Consider the following 19,862-nt stretch of genomic DNA (forward strand, 5'->3'; position numbering starts at 1 on the left):
ATGACAGGAGCGCATATAAAATTTACAATATTGGGTTGCGGCTCTTCTTCCGGTGTGCCGCGCCCCAATGGTGATTGGGGGGCCTGTTGCGCCGGCAATCCGAAAAACCGGCGCTCCCGCACTGCGTTACTGATAGAAAAATTCAGCGAAACCGGTAAAACCACTATTATTATTGATACCGGGCCGGATTTCCGCAACCAGATATTGGCCGCCAATATTCAGCATATTGACGCTGTTATCTACACGCATGCCCATGCGGATCATATTCACGGCATTGATGATTTGCGCAGTTTTGTCCTGGCAGAAGGGCGCATAATACCGATTTATGCCGATAAAGCCTGCCGTAAACGGCTTGAGCAGGCTTTTGGCTATTGCTTTAAAACACCGGCCGGCTCTGATTATCCGCCTATTTTGGCGGCAACGGAAATTATGCCGGGAAAACCGTTTTTAATAGAAGGCAGAGGCGGTGCAGTGCGTTTTGAACCGTTCCGCCAAATTCACGGCGATATTAACAGCCTGGGGTTCCGTATCGGCAATGTTGTTTATGCCACAGATGTTGGCTGCTTGCCGGCAGAATCGCTGGCGCAAATGCACAAGCTTGAAATACTTGTTTTAGGCGCTTTGCAATATAAGCCGCACCCAAGCCATTTTTCACTTGGCGAGGCTTTGGCTCTTATTAAAGATTTAAAGCCCAAAAGAGCAATTTTGACGCATATGCATATTCCACTGGATTATGACACAGTCATGCAGGAGACACCGGCCAATACTGAGCCGGCTTATGACGGCCTGAGCTTTGAGCTGCCCGCCTGATACACAGATTACGGGCATTGTTCGCAGAATATATGGAACTTTAATATTATGGAACTTTTTACTATATAAAATAAATTACCCATTCTTTATATCTAAAAAAGTTCCATAATATTGATTATGCGATTTTGAGATTAAAAAAGCGGGGGCAGCGGATCCTGCCTGCCTTTCGCCCGCCCGGAACTATTTGAAGACAAGCGGCACAAATGCAAAACGGCAGAAGATTCCACCATTGGCCCGTATCAGCGTAAAGCAACTGGCTGTCTTACAATTTCTCTGTCAGGAAAATTTGCCCCGATACAGGCTCCCCTTGTTCCTGCCGCACAATTATGTCACTATAATATTTTGTTTTCAATCCTGCTTTATCAATAATCCGGTCAATATAAGCCGGATTATGGGCAAAACGCTGATGCGGGCCAATGGTGAAATCTTCTGCCTTGTTTACCGCGCCTTGCTGTCCGGCATGCGGTTTTATCTTTTCCATATTTTCGCTGGAAAAGGCAAAAACACCATTTTTGGCCAGCGCCCGGCTGACAAGACTGAAAAATTCGTGCAAATCGCCTATATAAGGCAGCACATCGGCGGCAATTATCAAATCCCACTGTTGCTGCCTGCTTTTTTCACGCAGGAAACGGCTAATATCGCCGGTAAAAAGCCGGTGATAAATTTCCCGCTCATGGGCGATTTCCACCATATTTTGCGACAAATCGACGCCGGTTTTTTTATCGGCCAAAGCGATAAAAGCCTCCCCCACCAGCCCGGTGCCGCAGCCTAAATCCAGCAGATTTTTAAAATAGCGGCCGGGATAATGCGCGCTTATGCGCTCACAGAGCAGATTGGGCACATTATACCCCAGAGAATCCACCAAAATCATATCAAAAACATCGGCATATTGGTCAAATAAAGCGCCTATATAGGCCGGCGGCGCAGTTTTCGGCACAGCGCCCAGCCCCATTGCTGCCAGCCGCACAGTCACACCGGCGCAATCCTCTTTATCCAGCGCCAGAACTTCATAATAAGCCGCCGCCGCAGCGGCAAAATTGCCGCTTTTTTCTAAAGCCAGGCCGCGCTCATAAGCGTCTTCCACCTGCTTTTGTTTATCCTGCTTCATCACTGCTCTCCGCCCGCTATTTGCCTGGCACGCCTTTTATGCAGTTTAAAAGGCAAGTTCCGGCACAATTTCCAGACTGCTTTGGTAGCGAGCGGCATTTTTTTGATAGTTTTCTACATTATGGCGAATCCCGGCAATTTCCTCTAATGTCAAACTGCGCTTGACACTGGCCGGACTGCCGATAATAAGCGAGCGTGGCGGGAATTTTTTGTGCTCAGTTACCAAAGCGCCGGCGCCAACCAGCGATTCTGCCCCGATTTCAGCATAATTCATAATAATAGCGCCCATGCCGATTAAACAATTATCGCCAATAGTGCAGCCGTGAATAAGGGCTTTATGACCGATAGTGCAGTTTTTGCCAATCAGTGCCGGCGCCCCTTTTTCAGTATGAATAACAGATAAATCCTGCACATTGCTGCCTTCGCCGATTATAACAGGCTCAATATCACCGCGTAAAACCGCGCCAAACCAGATACCGGCGCCTTTGCCGATGGTCACTTTGCCGATAATATCGGCACTTGCTGCGGCAAAAACTGTTTTATCTATTTGTGGTTTATGTCCTTCCAGACTGTAAATTGCCATTTTATCCTCTCACAATGTGCGGGCTTGCCGGCTTTTAACGGGCTTTACCGCTTTTCTGCTGCCAATTTACGGCGCAGTGCCGCAAAAACCTGCCAATCTGTATTTAACAAATTTATTTCCAGAATAATATCGCCGTTTTCGGCATAGCTCCGATGCTTTTGCTCCCCATGGCGATAAAGCCAATCCAGCAAAGAGAATTCCCGCGGCAGCAGGCGGATTCTGTCCGTGCGGCTATCACCCAGCGCTTTTTGCCGGATCAGAGCCAGCAAATTATCTATCCCCTGCATGTTCAGGGCTGAAACAGGCACACTCGGCAATAAAGCAGTTTTCGCCTGTGCCGCCAGATAGGCCTGACTCTCCGGCGGCAGCAGATCCATCTTGTTCCATATTTCAAGGATTTTGTCGGGATTTTCCGCATCAATCCCCAGCGAAGCGAGAATCTCTACCACATCGCGTTTATGCGCCGGATTATCGGCATCGGCCATATCCCGCACATGCAAAATAATATCAGCTTCCGTCACTTCTTCCAATGTAGCGCGAAAGGCAGCCACCAAATGCGTTGGCAAATGAGAAATAAAGCCGACAGTATCTGAAATAATGAGCATTTGCCCGTTTTGTTCTCCGCTATTTAACCCTGCCGCGCTGCCCTGCCCCTTATCAGGACGGATACGCCGCAAAGTCGGATCCAATGTAGCAAAAAGCCTGTTTTCTGCCATAATATCGGCGCCGGTCAGGCAGTTAAATAAAGTAGATTTGCCGGCATTTGTATAACCGACCAAAGCAATAATAATATGGGGCGCTCTTTTACGCCGGGCGCGGTGCAGTTGGCGGGTTTTAACAATTTTGGCCAGTTCGCGCTTGATATGATTGATTTTTTCCTGCAAAAGGCGCCTGTCGGCCTCAATCTGCGTTTCGCCCGGCCCGCCGAGAAAACCGCTGCCGCCGCGTTGGCGTTCCAGATGAGTCCAACTGCGTACCAGCCTGCCCTTCTGGTAATTCAAATGCGCCAGCTCTACCTGCAATACGCCTTCTTTGGTGCGCGCCCTTTCCCCAAAAATTTCCAGAATCAGTGCCGTGCGGTCAATTACCTTGCAATTCCAGGCTTTTTCCAGATTACGCTGCTGCACTGGAGTAAGCGGGTGATCTATAATTACCAGGCTGATATTTTCTGCTGTAACGGTTTCGGCAATTTCAGCCACTCGCCCTTTGCCGAACAGAACGGCCGGGCTGGGTCTGCTTACGGTGCAATAGCGCGCTGCAATAATATTAAGATGAATGGCATGGGCAAGGCCTTTTGCCTCTTCCAGCCGGGAAGACAGCTCCGCCGGCCTGTCAAAACCCGTTTCCCGGTTTAATACGGGCACAATTATCAACACATTGACAGGCTTTGTCTCGTGAATAATAAAAGCAGTCTCTTCGCGGAGCAGTCCGTTCTTGCTCAAAATTCCTCTTATAGTGCTGCCTGTTAAAATACCGGGAAAACCACAATTAATATAGCGCAATCCGACACTGATGAGCCGCTGCCGGCCAGGATTGCTCCCCTATTCCTTTACCGCCAGATCCGCAAGATTTAATGATTGAGCCGGCATAATAGTAGATATTGCATGTTTATAAATAAGCTGCGAATGCCCTTCGCGCACCAGCAGCAAAGTGGCTTCATCAAAATCCGCCACGGTACCGGTCAATTTAACGCCATTCACCAAAAACACTGTCAGCATTTTTTTTTCTGCATTTTTATCAGAGCTGCGTATCAGCACTTTGCTCAAAAATTTATCTTGCAGCTTATCATAGCGCTGTTTGGTTTTTTCTGCCATTTTATCCCTTTATTGCCGCCGACATTATCCCTAAGCCCTGCCAGCATAGCCTTTATAATACAAAAAAATCAATAATCAGCAGCGATAAAAACGGGGATAAGGCCGATTTTGCCTTATATATTGCCCGGACAGAAGGGTAATAGCGGGAAACCTGGCCAATAACGGCAAGCCCAATGAGATCTGGCTGATAGTATCTTGAACAAAAATATTTATAATTTATACCAATACGCTGATTTAGCTATTTTTCTCACAGTCCTGCTCTGGCCGTTTTTTCTCATGACTGCGGCTCTTTGGCGAAAATTTATCCCGTCAAGCGAGAGATCCGGGCTGATTTCGGCAAGTGGAATAACCGTAAAGGGGCGCTCAGCACTATAGAGATGCGGCAAAACAAGTGTGTTATTATCGCTCCCTCCGCTCGTGTAACCTTCATAAAAAAGAATATCAATATCCAGGCTGCGCGGCCCCCATTTTTCAATTCTTTCCCGCTTTTTTTCCCGCTCCAGCCGCAGGCAGACCTGTAATAAAGCCTGCGGCGTCAGGGCTGTTTCCAGCATGATACAGGCATTTAAAAAATCGGGCTGATTTTCTTTCCCCCAGGCCTGGGTGCGATAAAGGGAAGAGACGGCTTTTATCCGGCAGGCGGCATTTTTGGCCAGATTTTGCAAGGCATAGCGAAAATTTTCTTCCACCGGGCCTAAATTGCCTCCCAGCCCCAGCCAGGCTTTGTGATATAGAGTCGCATGCCGCATAATAGAACGCCTTGATATTTTCAGGCAGAAGCCGCTGCCGGGCCAAGCGCATCGGCCACGGCCAGAGCCTGCCTGTTTACGGCAATATTATGAACGCGAAACAGCGAAAATCCCTGTAATCGCAAAATAACAGCGCCGGCTGCACCGGCTACATCACGCTGCTGCGGCAGTTCCTGCTGACTTAATGCGCCCAAAAAGCCTTTACGGGAGATTCCCGCCAGCAAGGGTAAGCCGAAATGCTGCAATTTTACCGCATGGCGCAGTAATGTAATATTTTCCTGCGCGGTTTTGGCAAAGCCAAAACCCGGATCCAGCACAATTTGCTCCGGCCGGATACCGGCTTTGGCGGCAATTTCCAGCGAGCGGCTAAAAAACATATGCTGATCGGCCAGCGGATCCTGGTGTTTTTGCCTTTCGCGGCCAGTATGCATAATAATAAGGCCCGCCCCGGTTGCCGCAATAATATCGGCCATAGCCGTATCTTTTTGCAGGCCGAAAACATCATTGATAATATGTGCCCCCGCCCTGAGAGCGGCCAAAGCCGTCTCCGCCCGATATGTATCTACTGAAAGCGGCAGGCCGGGTTTTTGTTCCGACAAAGCTGCAATAACCGGCAAAATGCGGCGCTGTTCTTCCGCTGCCGATACCGGCACAGCCTGCGGACGGGTGGATTCACCGCCAATATCGATAATATCGGCCCCCTCGCTTTGCATGATTTGCGCATGAGCCAGCGCCGCCGCCGGTGAAAAATAGCTGCCGCCGTCAGAAAATGAATCAGGCGTGACATTTAATATGCCCATTAACAGCGATTTATGCCCTAAAACAAGAGAATTGCCGCCTTTTATGTGCCAGTTTTTTACCATATGCCGACCTTTGAATATTCTGCCTGCTTATTTACAAGGCAAATTATACCATAAATAACTGAGTTTTATAAAATACGCCCTAATTTACCTCCTGATAGTTTATTGCAAAATATTACAGGTTATCATGACAGGCGCTGCTGTTACACGCTTTCTCACGCTGCTTGGCCTTACAATAGCGCTATCAGGCGCGCTTGAAGGTGCTGCGGCAGCAATAACTGTCCGCCTCTCTTACCATTATTACACTATTTCTGCCCAGACTATAGACGGATTACAATCTGCCCTTAATCGCTACGGGCCTTATATTGCCGAAACCGGCCGGCACCACGCCGCCGCGGCGATTATTTCTTTTCAGCATACTGTAAAACTGGCGCCAGCAGGCGCTTATTGCCGGGTAATGCAGGCTGATATCAGCATTAAGGCACAATTATATTTGCCGCAATGGCAACAGCGACAAGACAGCAAAGACAGCGCTGTTACCCTGTTTTGGGATATGCTGCTGCGTGATATTAAACGCCACGAAGAAAACCACATTATCATAGCCCGCCATTACGGCAATGCTATGGAGCAGGAATTGCGCAATTTGCCCTATCGGCGTCATTGCCGGCAATTACAGCAGGAGACTGAAACCGTCCTGCAACGCCTTGAGCAAAAAAACGATTCAGCGCAAATGCGGTTTGACTATATTGAAGGCAGGAGTTTCAAACAACGCCTGAACAGCCTGGTGCATAAAGCCGGGCAAAAACACAAAATGCCGGCCGGGACAAAGCTGCGCAGCCACCCCTAGAGCCCGCTTTGCACCTGCCCCAGTAATGCCTTATAAAGCATAATATAGCAGCAAAAACAGCAAGTTACTGCCGAAATTCAGGGAAGATAAAGTGTCAGTTCCTGCATATTTTCCGTCACATTTATCTGACAGGCGAGTCGTGAAGTCGGCTTTGCCTTATCAATAAAAGCAAGTATATCTTCTTCCATGGCCGAGGCGGCCGGCAGATTTTTTTGCGCCGCTTTTTCAATATAAACATGACACGTGCCACAAGCGCAGGCACCGCCGCATTCGCCGATAATGCGCGGAATGCGGCCGGCAATGGCCGCCTCCATCACGGATTGCCCGCTTTTGGCATGTATTTCATATTTTTTGCCGTCCGGCAAGCGGATAAAGATAAGCTTTACCATAAAACAACTCCTGTTTTTTCAGAAATAAATTACTGCAAAGAATGGATATTATTCATTTTTTTAAATTTTCAGGTTATTTTATCCTTGAATTATTGTCTTTCTATGCCATAGACTCAATCCTTGGCAGAATCAGGATTCGTTTGTGATCTCCCAGCGCATACAGCTTTTCAATGACACGAAATATCGCGCCGGTAAAGGACGCATTTATCGGCAACGGGATTGAATATGGCACGCAGAACCAAAGAAGAAAAGTTTGATATTGAAGTTGAGGCCGCACTCGAAGCGGCGCTGGGCTTTGGTTTTGACACTATTCCCAATTCTGCCGACAAAATTCTCCTCCCGGCGAGAAATGATGTGATTTCGGCCGTAAAGGCCGATAATGATTCTGCCGGACGGGATATTACAGCGCAAAAAAAGGTAAAAACTGTGTCTGCCGCGTCTGGCGCAGTGGAGACGGCTCTGGCGGAAGGCAGGAAAATACCGTCTTTCCCCGAGGCTTTTTTCTCTTTCGATGATTTGTCGCCCGATGATAAGGAATTCAATCACAATATTGACTTGCAGGACGATGTTTTTGACCTGAAAAATCTGGAGCGGCAGATTGCCTCTGCTGCCAAAGAGCTGAATAAAGGAAATAATGAGCGGGCGCAAAAAATAATTCCTGCGGCGGCGGCTGATAGAGACAGCGATAAAACTGCGGCAGAGAAAAATTATATTATTATCGGCCAGGCAGAATCCTTATCCAGTAAAAAGCCGGATAAGGATTCTGCCGCCGGCGGGCAAAAAGCGGTGATTGCCATTGCCGGGCAGGAAAATGCGGCAATCGGCGATCAGGCCGGCACAGCGGAGAGCCTGGAAAAATTTCTGCAGGAGCAGGATTTTCAGGCTCCTGATATTCTCCGTGAAAAATCGGCACTATCGATTGAAGATTTTCAGCGGGAGCAAAATGGCGGAATGTCCGGTAATTGCGGCAGTTCTTCCTCTCAAGGCACCCCCCCCTCCCCGCCGGAGAAAAAAGGATTCAGGCATTCGCTGGCAAAAAATCCGCTCTATTGGATAATAGCAGCGATCAGTGTTTTGTGGATTGTCGGCGGCATAAGCATTGCTTACAAAGTTTTATCAGAAAGCGGCGGTAATTTTGCCGGTTTCATTACCGGAGCGCAGGGTTTTCTGGTCACCGCCGGCACAATAGTGCCGGTATTGCTGCTTTGGGGTTTTGCCCAGCTTGCCCATCGCGCCAGGGAGTTGCAAAAAATTGTTCAGATCATGACCGGCGCAGCCCAGCGCCTGCTTGAGCCGGAATCCGGTTCAAAAGACAGCGTTGCCAGCCTTGGTCACACTATTCGCCGTGAGGTTGCGGCTATGGACGCCGGTATTGACCGGACAATGTCGCGCGCCAGCGAGCTTGAAGCATTGTTGCAAAGCGAAGTGAACAATCTTGAGCGCTCTTACGGCGAAAATGAAGTGCGCATTCGCTCCCTTATTGCCGAACTGGCAAATGAGCGTGAAGCTGTGGCGACCCATGCCGATAATGTCAAAGCCAAGATTACCGGAGCAAAAGACCAGCTCACGCAGGAATTTAACTCTATTGCCGATCATATTAATGCCACTGCGGAATCTTTTACTATTGCTTTATCAGAGACCCTGAATTCCCGCTGGAGCGAGCTGGTCGGCGAATTTAACAATGCCAATGAGGAAGTGGCGCGGCAGCTTTCGCAAAAATTTATTGATACAGTGCAGAGTTTTGACGCCTCACGCGGGCAGTTTTTTGAAGAATTGGATAATCGCTTTTCGCAGATTGATGCTCATACAGACGCAGCCGGCAAGGCTGTGGCTGAGAGGCTGGGCAATAAAATGGACGATTTTGTTAAAATTGTCCGCGAGCGCACGGAGGAAGTAGAAGGTCGGTTTGAAACATTTTCAGGCCGGCTGGCCGATAGCGGCAATAAAATTATTGATTCCGTCAATGGCAGTGTCGGCGAAATTGAGCAAAGAACGCAGCATATTGAAACGCGTCTGCAATCTACGGCCGATAAAGTATTAGGCAAATTTGACGATAAATTTCGTGAGCTGGATAATGCTGTTATTGATCGCAGCAATCATTCTCTGGCGGATTTCAGTGAGCAGATTGACCGGCTCGGCGATCGGGCGCAGGATTTATCTTCCCTGTTTGATGAGGCTTCGCAAACAGCAGCGGCAGCCTTTGGCAGGCATATAAACGCGGCGGAAGAAAAATTCCACTATATTAGCGAACAGGCCGATAAAAACAGCGCGGCTTTGACAGAATCTATTCTGCAAAATCTGCAAAAAGCAGAGCAACGCGCCGGTGAAATGGACGCGCGTCTTACTGTCAGCTCAAAAGCTGTGGCAGAAGTCTTTGAAGGCAAATTTAACGCTTTGGATAATTTGTTTGTTGACAGGAGCAACCGCTCTATCGGCCTTTTTGCCGAACAAGTGCAAAAACTGGAGAAAAAATCGCAAAATCTTTCTGCCGATTTTGATTCCGCTACGCAAATCGCCGTGCAGCATTTTGAAGAAAGGCTCAATGAAGTAGATAATCTGCTCAGTCATAAAAGCACTTCGCTTATTCGCTCATTCATTGACAAAACAGAAAATCTGGAACAAAGCACGGATAAATTGAATACGGCGCTGGAAATGCATGTGGAGCGCGTTAATGAAGCTTTCCGCTCGCGCGCCAGTGATATTACGGCAAGCCTGGCCAATGGCCGCAATGATATTCTCTCTATTGTTGACGAAACCAAAACGCGCCTGTCACATGAAATGGAAATTGTCGGCGCCACTATCGGCAAACTTGTCGATGAGCGGGCGGGCGGTTTTATTTACCAGTTTATTGAAGGGCGTGAAAAGCTCTCCAATATTTTGCAAAACGAGACCGGCCGCATTATCGATACGGTAAGCGGGCAGATGGCCAGACTTTCCGCCTATGTCGCCGGGATAGAGAAAAATCTGCTGGAGCGGGTAAGCGATATTGACAGCCAGGCGCATCATCATATGCAGCAGATTGATATCAGAACCAATGCTTTTGAAAAAGCAATGACAGACAGTTTCGGCGCTACGCGTGAGCTGATTGAGACACAGGCGCATAATATTGATATGCGGGCCGATTCGCTGCGGGATTCCCTTAATCTTAACAGCAAAGAGCTGAATGCCGTGCTGGGTGAGCAGGCTGCCGTGCTGGAAGAGCGCATTGCCGCTATTCGTCAGCTTGTGGCCAATAGTGACGGCGCTTTTGCCGAAATAATGCAGCGTCATGTTGCTGCTTTTGGCGATTCGGTTGCGGCCGGCGATGCGGATTTAAAGGCTATATTCCTGACTCATCTGGAAAGACTGGAAGGGCAGACCGGGCGCCTGAAAGAGACTTTCAACACCGGTTCCGCTGCTCTGGCTGATTCTCTGGAAGGGAAAATCGGCGCGCTTGCGGCCGCTTTTGCCAGTGGCCGGAGCTCTATTGAAACCTTGCTTGATAATCACGGCACGATTATTTCCGAACGAGCCCTGCATTTGCAGGATAATCTGGCGCAAACTCTGGCTTCCGTTGATGAAAAACTGAGCAAACAAAGCGAAATTCTGGATAAGCGCGCTTATGATCTGCGCGATGCCGTGGATTATAACAGCACTGTCTTGTCGGATTCTTTTTTGCGGCAAACCGCTATTATTGACGAACGCGCCAAAACTGTCCAGAAAACGCTGGAAACCGGGGTAGATAATATACGCGGCACTATGGAAGACAATGCTGCGGCCTTTTCACAGCTTTTGCGTGAGCATCTGGCTGATATTTCCAGTAATTTTGGTGATGAAACCCATAAAGCGGAAAATATTATTTCTGCCGCTGCCGGTAAATTGCTGAGTTCGGTTTTTGATGCCGCCGATAATATGGATCAAAAACTGGCAAATCGCGGCCTGGCCATGAGCAATATGCTCAATCATACCGGAGCCAGGCTGGATACGGATATGGCCAATATTGAAACGCGGCTTACCAATATTGCTGTTTCTCTGGACGATGAGGCAGAAAAAGCCGGCTCTGTGATTACCGGTGCCGGCAACAGGCTTTCCGGCTCAGTTCTTCAGGCTGCCGAGCAGGCTGACAAAATTTTTGCCGATCGCGGTGTAGTTTTGCAAAATAATCTTGAAATGGTTGAAGGCCGCCTGAATTACGGCCTGCAAACCATTCAGGAGCATATGCTGGGGACAACAAACGAAATTGAGCAGAAACTCAATGATAAATCGCTGCTCTTTAAGGAAAACCTGCAAAAAATAGGCACGGAAATCGGCAGCGGTGTCGACACAATTCGCGAGCGCGTTACCGAGCTCACCCATAATACAATGCAGGAATTGGTTGAAAAAACCGATAATCTGCATTCCCTCACCGAGCAATTAAGAAATGCGGCTGCCAGAACCAGCGATTCCCTGGCTAATTTGACCGGCACATTCAGCAAACAACTGCATGAAGTAACACAAGCGGCAGAAGAAAGGCTGCGGCAGGAAAATGAGCACTTCATCAGTAATTTTTCCGGCCATACGGAAGAGGCTGTTTTTGCCGTGCAGACAGCGAAATCTGAATTGGAAGGCCAGGTGAGCCGTCTTTTGGAAGGACTGGAAAATTCCAATAGTTCTATCCAGCTGACAGTCGGCAGCCTGCATGATAATGTTAATGAAGTTGATAAAAAACTGAGCAATCTGACCTCGGATTTCAGGCAGAATATTCATCAATTATCTGAAAGTTTTACCGCTTCTGGCAATGTGCTGAATGAAGATTTGCGGCGTTTTAACGGACAATCGCAAGATGCTCTGGAAAATATTGCCAAATTTTCTGAGCAATTTAACGCCCATGCCAGCCTTTTGACAGAAGCGACCAATATTCTGGCCAATTCCAACACGGTCTTTTCAGAAAAACTGGAAAACGGCCGGGAAAATCTCGACAAGCTGGCTAATGGCCTTGTCGCCAAATCTGATGAAATTGCCGGTGCCATGCATAATTGTGAGCGCGTTATCAGCACGGTTATCAAAAATATTGAGGATAAAACCTGGTCTTCCACCGCGGAGTTGCGCTCCAGCCTGTCGGCCCTCATCAGCGAAGCAGCCGGACGGTTTGAAGGCGCGACTGAGGATATTCGCAAATCTGCCGGTGAAATACGCGAGGAACTGGCACGCACACAGGGCGATTTAAGCCGGGGTATACGCGGCCTGCCCATGCAGACTAAAGAATATACAGATGCCATGCGCAAGGCCGTTATGGATCAGATTGAAGCTTTGAAAGATCTCTCCGGTATTGTTGAGGAATCCGGCCTGCTGTTTGATGTCTCCAGGCCGAAAGCAGAGCCACAGGCTGCCGCCCAAAGACCGGAAATGCGGGCAGCTCAGCGCCCTGCCTATAGTGCAAATGGCACGACATCTGCCAATACGGCCTATGCTGAGAGTAACGGCTTCAGGAAAAGCGATCCGGCGGCTCCTTATACTGCGGCGCGGGCGGTTAATGGTGCTGCTGCCGCGGCAAATCGCGACCCGCAATCACGCGGCTGGGTTTCCGACTTGTTAGCACGCGCCTCAAAAGAAGAAACACCGCACCCGGCGGCGCCCGGTTTAAACGGCCAGCGAGAGGCACAAAGCGGACGCTCCGGCGCAATGTTGAACTCTATGTCGGCAGATATTGTGCAGGCTATTGACCGGGACGGCATTACCAAATTATGGCAGCATTATCGCCGCGGCCAGCAAAATATTTCCCCCGACAGCCTGTATACGGCTGAAGGCTATCGTGTATTTGAAGATATTAAACAAAAATACGCCTTTGACGGTGAGTTCCGCCGGGCTGTCGGTCAATATATAACCGATTTTGAGCATCTTTTGGGTGATGTTACGCGCAATGGCGGCAATAATGGCACGGTGCGTGAATATTTAACCTCTGATACCGGCAAAGTTTATACCATGCTTGCCCATGTCAGCGGTCGTATTCAATAGGTTTTGCTGAGGCCTGGGCCTGTTTTCTGATAGACTCTGTTCATTTAGCGGGTCAGTGTTGGGTGGTGAATTGCGGTTCGGCTGTATTCGCCGATTAGCTGTGCTTTGTAAAAAAATAGTAAGAGCACCCTGCCATTGCGGCTTTTCCGCATTTATCTTTTTAGCTATATTCTGATTACGATTTATTATCGCGTTGCTATCGTTGCGGTTTGAACGCATTTTCCAGTCGGCTATATTAAAGGCCTGCGCTGCGGGTTTTATCCTCTGAGAGCGGCTTACCTGATCTATCTCAGCTATAATTGCTGAGCAATAAAGCCTCGCCGAAAGCAGCCTCCTCCTCCACTGCACCGGCCATACCGGCTATCTGTAGCAAGGCACGATTTTTAAGACAAATTCATACGATATTTGAGGCAGATCAAGACACAAAAGAGGCGGATTGTTCCGCCTCTTTTGCCTTATCAATACCGTAATCAGGCGGCGGTTTGATTTCGCCTTGCCATTTGCTTATGCAGACAAGCTTTCAAAATCTCAATCCTGTCCGGAATATAGTGGATTTTCTCCGGGCTATTTTCTCTTTCCGTATAAAAAACAGCTCCTCAAGCTGCGCCGGCAAAGAGCCTATCCCAGTGCCCCCGTTAATTCCGTCTTTCAGAGCAAAGACGCCGGCATTTTCAATTATATCAGCCATAATACTATGCCTTTTCTCATATAAGCTGCATTATGACCATGCCTGGACGGTTCCGGTCGGACAGTGAACGAGGTAAAAGCCGCATGAAGCCCATCGCGCCACTGTCCAGTGGATAGACGAGCTAAAGCGAAACGGCAGGCAGTGGCAGCTTAATTGCTGATAGACAGCTCTTTTGCAGCTTTTGTGCCAGTATGTGAGATGGTATAAAAGCTGTCAACCTCTTCCACATTGAAGCACAGGTCTCATACACGCCCGGCGCTGCGTTTAAAGATAAAATAAAGCGGCCTTGAAGCCCTCGCAAAACCTCTGCCATTTCGGCGAAATCGGCGCGACAGAATATAGCTTTGCCATAATCTGCTTCATTGCCTCAATATAGCGGGTCGAGGTAAAAAAGCATTCCCTCGCGCACACCGCCCATGCGCTCGATAAACGACCGCCACGGCAACCGTTCAATAGTTACGCCCGCCAGCCGCTCATTGAGTGCGTCCAGCCTTGCCTCCAGCCGTAATATGTTAAAGCGGGCGGCGCGCTCTAAATCCGTCAAAGTGCCGGTTTTTTATTAGCCGTTCAAATTCAGCGCGAGATTAAGCGGAATTTGAGGAAATCCAGAAACCAAGGGTAATGCCGCGGTAAAACGCGGAATAGTGTTACGACATTATCGCTGATGTCATTCCCTATCTCAGCCTTTGGTTTAAAGCGTCGCCGCAGAAAGACGCCACCCATGCCGGGAAAGGCTTCAGTATAGCATGACCCGGTCTACGGCCTGTTATGTCGGCTGCCCATTGAATCCGATTCAGTATAGCGGCCTTTTCCTTCGCTGCGCCAGGCATGTGACAGCGTGTGCTCGCCTACCGCTTATTGTCGATAAATTATCGCTAGCGCTCTGATAGCACCCGGCACAACCCCGGCCTTTACCAATATCAACATTTGAGACAATATGTTTACCGTAAATACAAAGGCGCGGCAATAGGCTTTATCAATGGACAATCCTCAATACTGATGACAAACCGACCCATTGTGCAGACTATGTCTGGGAATATTATTTAACTATCCATGCCGACATAAGACATAAAGCGGTTATGCGGGTCGTATCGGCGGCGCACGGCCTGTAATTTCTGCCATTTCTCAGGCGAGAAAGATTTTTGGGGAGCCTCCGGGAACAGATCAAAATCGACTTCATTCATGTAATAAGTCTTGATATCGGGCTTGAGATCTTCATGCAGCCTGACGGCCAAAGCCTTATTAGCCTCCACTTCCTCTGCCGTTTCACTGACAAGATACCAGGCAATATAATTCGGCGCCCCATAAGTATAGCAGGCTGAGCCTTCTACTGTGGGATTACAGGCAATAACCGAGAAGCCAAAGGACAAAGGATTGCTGGTATTGAGCGCGTCAATGGTTTTGCGTAAACAACGGCCGGGATTATCGGTAAAGAAAGCAATTTCAGTTGAGCGCAGAATACTATAAGCGTCCGTATCGCCAAGCTGCGCATATAATTCCATATAGTTGAGCGGCTTGTTACGAGAAAACTGAAAGGCTTCCCTCTTCAGGAATTCGCTTTCATTAAATACTGCCGCAGCCTCCAACGCTTCCTGCCTGGTAGCGGCATAAGAGTAAAGCATCAATACCCAATGCCACTTCTTTTCGTCCTCGGGTGTACCGGGCATTGAGAATAGCCCCATGGAACCCAGAATTTCTGTGCGGTTACGGCTGGCCGGAGCCAGACGCACCAGTTCAGCCGCCCCCTCTTCCACTTTATCGGCCGGCACATAATAGATATTCTGAACAATTTGCGGGCTATTATGAGCCTGTAGGTGATAGCGCAGAATCACCCCGAAAAAAGCCGGCCCAATACCGCGCGCGGCCCAATACAGATCAGGGTTTTCGTTTGCTGAGGCAAGCACTTTGCGGCCGTCGGCCAAAATAACCTCCAGCGCCAGCACGGAATTATTAGCCATTCCCCAGGCAGGCATGTTCCACCCCATACCGCCGCCCAATAAATAGCCGCCAATAGTGACGAAACCAGTATGGGCCGAGGGAAAAGCCAGACCATGTTCGGCCAGTGCCGCATTGAGTTGCTCGCTAAATACGCCCGGCCCCGCCCAGACGGTTTTCTGCCTGGGGTCAATACTGATTCCAGTAAATTTTGACATATCAATAGTGAGCACACCATCACGCAAGGGCGCGGCCGTAATATTATGCCCCGAGCTGCGCATGGTGATTCGCAGATTGGCCTGATTGGCATAATTCACAGCAAGGCGCACATCAGCTTCATCTAACGGCTGGACAATCAATTTGGGATAGCGCCTGGGCTTGTTCTTATACCAGGTCATGCCCCAGAACCAGTCTTTGTAGAGAGGGTTTTTCTGGGTCACGACAACGCCTTTAAAAGCCTTTAATTCAGGAATATCCGATAAATTCCCGCCGGCGGTTCCAACGCTGCCGGCCGCCTGAGCGGCCCCTGAACGCAATAGACCGCTTGCAGCTACAGCCAAACTGCTAAACAACTGCAAAAAGCGGCGGCGCGAAGTCGTATCAGAAGGCTTCATTGATGCAATCCCCCACGCGGCTTGATCTGGCTGAAATAATGGGCAAGTTCGCTAATATCCCGATCTGTTAATTGTTCGGTCATCAGTTTCATCATGCCGTCCTGGCGGCGGCCGCTGCGAAAATCACGCAACGCCTTCCCCAAATAAAGTTCGTTTTGACCGGCGATAACCGGCCATTGAGGATTTTCTGCCACGCCGGCAGGGCCATGGCAGGTCATGCACTGACCGACCAGACCGGACAAATCCCTGGGCCTGTCCGGGCCTGGTTCAGCCGCTTGAGTGACAGATGAAGCAGCAAACAGGGATAGAAACAGACTGCACCACAAATGAGCAGGCTTGATTGCCATGGAAGAAAATTTATTACGCGGCATAATCTCTATCCTTATTTCGAGAGGTTCTTCCGGGCGGCAGAAACCTGGCCGGCGGTTACCGGCGAAGCAGCATTGCCCCATGAAGAACGGACAAAGGTCAAAATATCGGCGATTTCCTGGTCAGACAGCGCGGTGAAAGCCGGCATGAAATAACGCTGTTTCGTTTGCTCTGTCCGGGCTTGAATGCCGCCTTTCAGGACTATCTGAATCAGGGCGGAAGGATTGGGATTCAAACTTGCCGGATTCTGTGCCAGCGCCGGAAATTCATTGCGGCGGCCAAAACCATTATCCATGTGACAGGCCGAACAGCGATCCTTATAGAGCTGCGCACCTGCTGTAGCCGGCTTGCCCTGGAGCTGCTCGAAGGTGCTGCCGGCATCATAATAACCCGGCTGCTCATGCGGATTTCTCGGCGGCAAAGTCTTGAGATAATCTGCCATGGCCAGCAGATCACTATCCGTCATATATTGGGTGGAATTAGTGATCACTTCCGACATAGGCCCAAAAGTCGCCAGACCGTTATAATGGCCTTTTTTGAGTAATTGGGCAATATCCTGGCTCTTAAGCCGACCCAGGCCGGTAGAGGGGTCGCTGCGCAAATTCGGCGTGGCATAACCGTCAATCACCTGACCGCCGGACAAATATAAATCGCCATGCCTGCCGTCATGCTCATTGATCGCCGCCTCATTCATAAACAGGGTGCGTGGCGTATGACAGGCGCCGCAATGCCCCAGACCATTGACATAATAAGCACCAAGAGCAATGTTTTCTTCAGGCGGGTTCATTGGCGGAGTCGGCACTTTAGGCCCAAACAGCCAGCGCCAATAGGTAACCGGCCAGCGTATTGAGAGCGGCCAGGGGATTGTATTGGCATCGGCCGCGCGCGCTACCGGCTGAACCCCTTTCATGAAATAGGCATAGAGCGCCTGCATATCGGCCTCAGTAATACTGCCATATGAGGGCCACGGCATTGCGGGATACAGCGTCGAACCATTGCGGGCAACACCGTAACGCACCGCGCGGGAAAATTCGGCATAGCTATATTGGCCTATGCCATATTGCGGATCAGGCGTGATATTAGACGGAACCATACCGCCAATCGGTGAGTTTAGCGCCTCACCGCCGGAGAACATAGGCTCGCCGGGCTTGCTGTGACAGGCCACACAATCGCCGATCCGCGCCAAATAGGCACCGCGCTGAATATTTTGCGGAGTAAAAGCGATTTCCACCTGAGCTGCCTTATCGCCACCGGGCAGCGGCGCAATCAAGGTCAACCCCCAGGCTAATCCCACCAGGAACAGACCCAGAATCACGAGCCGGATCAGCCAATGCCGTTTGGGGGAATGATGCCCCCCATTTGCACGCTTTTCAGGCGCACTATGCCCTTTATTTACACGCTTTTTGCGAGATTTATACTCTCGTTTTGCAAGCACTGTCTTATCTTTCATGCCATCGCCTTGCATTGCAGGGTAACCGGATATACTGCCTCATAATTATGAAAAGCAGATCGTCACAGCGATATTTAAGCTACAGGTCATCGCGCAGTATCAGGCAATAATAATGACCGACTATCTTCGCGCAGATAATCCGGAGAAAGATCGGCAATCGAGGTGCAGCCGATCTGGGCCAGAATATTGTCAATTTCCCGGCAAAGAATCTGCAGCACATCTGCCGCGCCGGCCCGACCTCGAGCAGCTAATCCATAGAGCACGGCATGACCGATCAGCACAGCATCAGCTCCCAATGCCAAGGCTTTGACTATGTCGGATCCGCGCCGAAAACCGCTATCAATCAAAATAGGCTGGGAAATTTTGCTGCGAGTCTCGGCCAATACCTGCATAGGCGAAATAGCAAAATCATTCTGACGGCCGGTATGATTGGACAAAATCACGCCATCGGCACCTTCACCAATAGCCCGCACCGCATCTTCGGCACGCAATATACCTTTAACCAGCAATTCACGCGGCCATAATTTGCGCAACCAACGCAGCGCTTTCCAATCAAAGGTAGCGTCCATCTGCCGGCTCATTACGGCCGCCTGGCTTTGCGTATCATGGGCATCGGCGCTAACAAAATTACCCAGAGTCGGCATACCGTGAATGAGGAAGCCCATACTCCAGGCCGGGTGTTTAATGCCATCGAGCAGCAGGCTGGGAGTGTATTTTACCGGCAGACCAAAATTATTGCGCGCATCGCGCTCACGATTGCCGTTAACTGCCACATCAGTGGTCAGCACTAATCGAGAATACCCCGCCGCCAAAGCACGCGCGACCAGTTTCTCAGCAATAGCGCGACTCATCACATAAAGCTGAAACCATTTATCGCCTTTGGTTCGCCCGGCTACTTCCTCAATAGAACTACTCGAAGCCGTCGACAACAAAAAAGGTATCCCCGCCTGCTCGGCAGCCTGCGCCAGGGCAATATCGCCATTGTGCCAGAGCACCCCGTTCATTCCGGTCGGGGCAATCAGGATAGGCGCGGCTTGCTTGCGACCAAATAATTTGATAGAAATATCACGCTTGCTAATATTGGTGAAACGATGCGGGCTAAAAAACAGCCGCTCAAAAACCGCTCTATTATGCGCCAGCCCCTTTTCGTCATCGACCCCGCCTTCAAGAAAGTCGAATATTATATGCGGCAGACGTCGCCGTGCCAATTTGCGATAATCAAACACATCTAGCGGCTTAGATGACATTCATACCACCCTGCGGATAAAACCCGCCTCGCCCGCTCTATAAGCGGCCATAGAAAGTTCGTATCTTTTGCTTCTCATGAAATACTCCTTAATAAACAGCCGCCCAAATATTGAGGAATTCATTAAACGAACCAATGAATACCGATTTCAGCAATTCGGTAAGAAATATAATCCCGACATCACCTCCGCACCGCCCGGCGAGGGTTTCTGTCCCGAAAACATCAAACCGAAAGAGCGTGAGACTACAAAATAAACCCGGAAATAGCTTCCCAGTTGGGACAGTAATATGATACCCTGTTAAGGGTAAAATTGCAAGAGCCGGAAATCAAAAAAGAACATCAGAACAGAAGCGGCCATTTTTTCAGGCCTGAGCCGACTGATCATGCCGAATCCGGCGAAACTTTGCTTTTGCCCTTTATGCCGAAATTTGCGGAATTTGGCAAAATTATCTGCTATATTCAGCCCCGATAACGCCGGAACAGGGGCA

At 49.5% G+C, this 19,862-nt stretch carries 15 protein-coding genes; 3 read left to right on the plus strand and 12 right to left on the minus strand.

The features are described from left to right. A complete protein-coding gene (locus DPQ22_RS06765) occupies nt 1-810 on the plus strand; it encodes an MBL fold metallo-hydrolase (RefSeq protein WP_150214407.1) in 810 nt (269 codons plus the stop codon). A 262-nt stretch (nt 811-1,072) separates the two neighbouring features. On the opposite strand, the gene DPQ22_RS06770 is transcribed toward DPQ22_RS06765, so the two are convergent. The 6 genes from DPQ22_RS06770 to folP all read right to left on the minus strand — a co-directional run bounded on the left by DPQ22_RS06770 (nt 1,073) and on the right by folP (nt 5,926). Next, the gene (locus DPQ22_RS06770; RefSeq protein ID WP_150214409.1) at nt 1,073-1,918 is read right to left on the minus strand and encodes a class I SAM-dependent DNA methyltransferase; all 846 of its coding nucleotides are present in this window, start codon (nt 1,916-1,918) and stop codon (nt 1,073-1,075) included. A gap of 45 nt (nt 1,919-1,963) precedes the next feature. Next, nucleotides 1,964-2,500: a gamma carbonic anhydrase family protein gene (locus DPQ22_RS06775; RefSeq protein ID WP_150214411.1), complete on the minus strand. Its 537-nt coding sequence runs from the start codon at nt 2,498-2,500 to the stop codon at nt 1,964-1,966. Nucleotides 2,501-2,544: 44 nt separating this feature from the next. Beyond that, nucleotides 2,545-3,942, minus strand: a complete 1,398-nt coding sequence (gene hflX / locus DPQ22_RS06780; RefSeq protein WP_150214413.1) for a GTPase HflX — start codon at nt 3,940-3,942, stop codon at nt 2,545-2,547. A 99-nt stretch (nt 3,943-4,041) separates the two neighbouring features. Further along, entirely contained in the window at nt 4,042-4,314 is a 273-nt protein-coding gene (gene hfq, locus DPQ22_RS06785; protein ID WP_150214415.1) for an RNA chaperone Hfq, read from the minus strand. Nucleotides 4,315-4,523: 209 nt separating this feature from the next. Then, nucleotides 4,524-5,063 carry a 2-amino-4-hydroxy-6-hydroxymethyldihydropteridine diphosphokinase gene (folK, locus tag DPQ22_RS06790; RefSeq protein WP_150214417.1) on the minus strand — a complete coding sequence of 180 codons (540 nt, stop codon included), beginning with the start codon at nt 5,061-5,063 and terminating at the stop codon, nt 4,524-4,526. 20 nt (nt 5,064-5,083) lie between these two features. Then, nucleotides 5,084-5,926: a dihydropteroate synthase gene (folP, locus tag DPQ22_RS06795; protein WP_150214420.1), complete on the minus strand. Its 843-nt coding sequence runs from the start codon at nt 5,924-5,926 to the stop codon at nt 5,084-5,086. Between the two features lie 124 nt (nt 5,927-6,050). Here folP and DPQ22_RS06800 point away from each other — a divergent pair, with 124 nt between their 5' ends. After that, nucleotides 6,051-6,710 (plus strand): DUF922 domain-containing protein, encoded by a 660-nt coding sequence (locus DPQ22_RS06800; protein WP_150214422.1) that lies wholly within the window; start codon nt 6,051-6,053, stop codon nt 6,708-6,710. A 77-nt stretch (nt 6,711-6,787) separates the two neighbouring features. Here DPQ22_RS06800 and DPQ22_RS06805 read toward each other — a convergent pair whose 3' ends face one another. Then, nucleotides 6,788-7,099: a 2Fe-2S iron-sulfur cluster-binding protein gene (locus tag DPQ22_RS06805; RefSeq protein ID WP_150214424.1), complete on the minus strand. Its 312-nt coding sequence runs from the start codon at nt 7,097-7,099 to the stop codon at nt 6,788-6,790. Between the two features lie 225 nt (nt 7,100-7,324). Here DPQ22_RS06805 and DPQ22_RS06810 point away from each other — a divergent pair, with 225 nt between their 5' ends. Next, nucleotides 7,325-13,072 carry a hypothetical protein gene (locus tag DPQ22_RS06810; RefSeq protein WP_150214426.1) on the plus strand — a complete coding sequence of 1,916 codons (5,748 nt, stop codon included), beginning with the start codon at nt 7,325-7,327 and terminating at the stop codon, nt 13,070-13,072. Between the two features lie 1,055 nt (nt 13,073-14,127). On the opposite strand, the gene DPQ22_RS08925 is transcribed toward DPQ22_RS06810, so the two are convergent. The 5 genes from DPQ22_RS08925 to DPQ22_RS06830 all read right to left on the minus strand — a co-directional run bounded on the left by DPQ22_RS08925 (nt 14,128) and on the right by DPQ22_RS06830 (nt 19,375). Continuing rightward, complete coding sequence (locus tag DPQ22_RS08925; protein WP_190323172.1) at nt 14,128-14,304, minus strand: hypothetical protein; 177 nt, start codon at nt 14,302-14,304, stop codon at nt 14,128-14,130. 499 nt (nt 14,305-14,803) lie between these two features. Continuing rightward, complete coding sequence (locus DPQ22_RS06815; protein ID WP_150214428.1) at nt 14,804-16,309, minus strand: FAD-binding oxidoreductase; 1,506 nt, start codon at nt 16,307-16,309, stop codon at nt 14,804-14,806. Then, complete coding sequence (locus DPQ22_RS06820; RefSeq protein WP_190323173.1) at nt 16,306-16,680, minus strand: c-type cytochrome; 375 nt, start codon at nt 16,678-16,680, stop codon at nt 16,306-16,308. Before DPQ22_RS06820 ends, DPQ22_RS06815 begins: the two co-directional genes overlap by 4 nt. 11 nt (nt 16,681-16,691) lie before the next feature. Beyond that, nucleotides 16,692-18,128: a c-type cytochrome gene (locus DPQ22_RS06825; protein WP_190323174.1), complete on the minus strand. Its 1,437-nt coding sequence runs from the start codon at nt 18,126-18,128 to the stop codon at nt 16,692-16,694. Nucleotides 18,129-18,214: 86 nt separating this feature from the next. Continuing rightward, on the minus strand, nt 18,215-19,375 hold the full coding sequence (locus DPQ22_RS06830; protein WP_150214435.1) for an alpha-hydroxy-acid oxidizing protein: 1,161 nt from the start codon (nt 19,373-19,375) through the stop codon (nt 18,215-18,217). Between the last annotated feature and the right edge of the window lie 487 nt (nt 19,376-19,862).

This window comes from Candidatus Tokpelaia sp. (genome assembly GCF_008636115.1).
Classification (GTDB): Bacteria; Pseudomonadota; Alphaproteobacteria; order Rhizobiales; family Rhizobiaceae; genus QLZD01.

Coding starts and splice junctions, on each gene's coding strand:
- DPQ22_RS06765 (WP_150214407.1), top strand. CDS start 1: ATGACAGGAGCGCATATAAAATTTACAATATTGGGTTGCGGCTCTTCT.
- DPQ22_RS06770 (WP_150214409.1), bottom strand. CDS start 1,918: ATGAAGCAGGATAAACAAAAGCAGGTGGAAGACGCTTATGAGCGCGGC.
- DPQ22_RS06775 (WP_150214411.1), bottom strand. CDS start 2,500: ATGGCAATTTACAGTCTGGAAGGACATAAACCACAAATAGATAAAACA.
- hfq (WP_150214415.1), bottom strand. CDS start 4,314: ATGGCAGAAAAAACCAAACAGCGCTATGATAAGCTGCAAGATAAATTT.
- folK (WP_150214417.1), bottom strand. CDS start 5,063: ATGCGGCATGCGACTCTATATCACAAAGCCTGGCTGGGGCTGGGAGGC.
- folP (WP_150214420.1), bottom strand. CDS start 5,926: ATGGTAAAAAACTGGCACATAAAAGGCGGCAATTCTCTTGTTTTAGGG.
- DPQ22_RS06800 (WP_150214422.1), top strand. CDS start 6,051: ATGACAGGCGCTGCTGTTACACGCTTTCTCACGCTGCTTGGCCTTACA.
- DPQ22_RS06805 (WP_150214424.1), bottom strand. CDS start 7,099: ATGGTAAAGCTTATCTTTATCCGCTTGCCGGACGGCAAAAAATATGAA.
- DPQ22_RS06810 (WP_150214426.1), top strand. CDS start 7,325: ATGGCACGCAGAACCAAAGAAGAAAAGTTTGATATTGAAGTTGAGGCC.
- DPQ22_RS06815 (WP_150214428.1), bottom strand. CDS start 16,309: ATGAAGCCTTCTGATACGACTTCGCGCCGCCGCTTTTTGCAGTTGTTT.
- DPQ22_RS06820 (WP_190323173.1), bottom strand. CDS start 16,680: ATGCCGCGTAATAAATTTTCTTCCATGGCAATCAAGCCTGCTCATTTG.
- DPQ22_RS06825 (WP_190323174.1), bottom strand. CDS start 18,128: ATGAAAGATAAGACAGTGCTTGCAAAACGAGAGTATAAATCTCGCAAA.
- DPQ22_RS06830 (WP_150214435.1), bottom strand. CDS start 19,375: ATGTCATCTAAGCCGCTAGATGTGTTTGATTATCGCAAATTGGCACGG.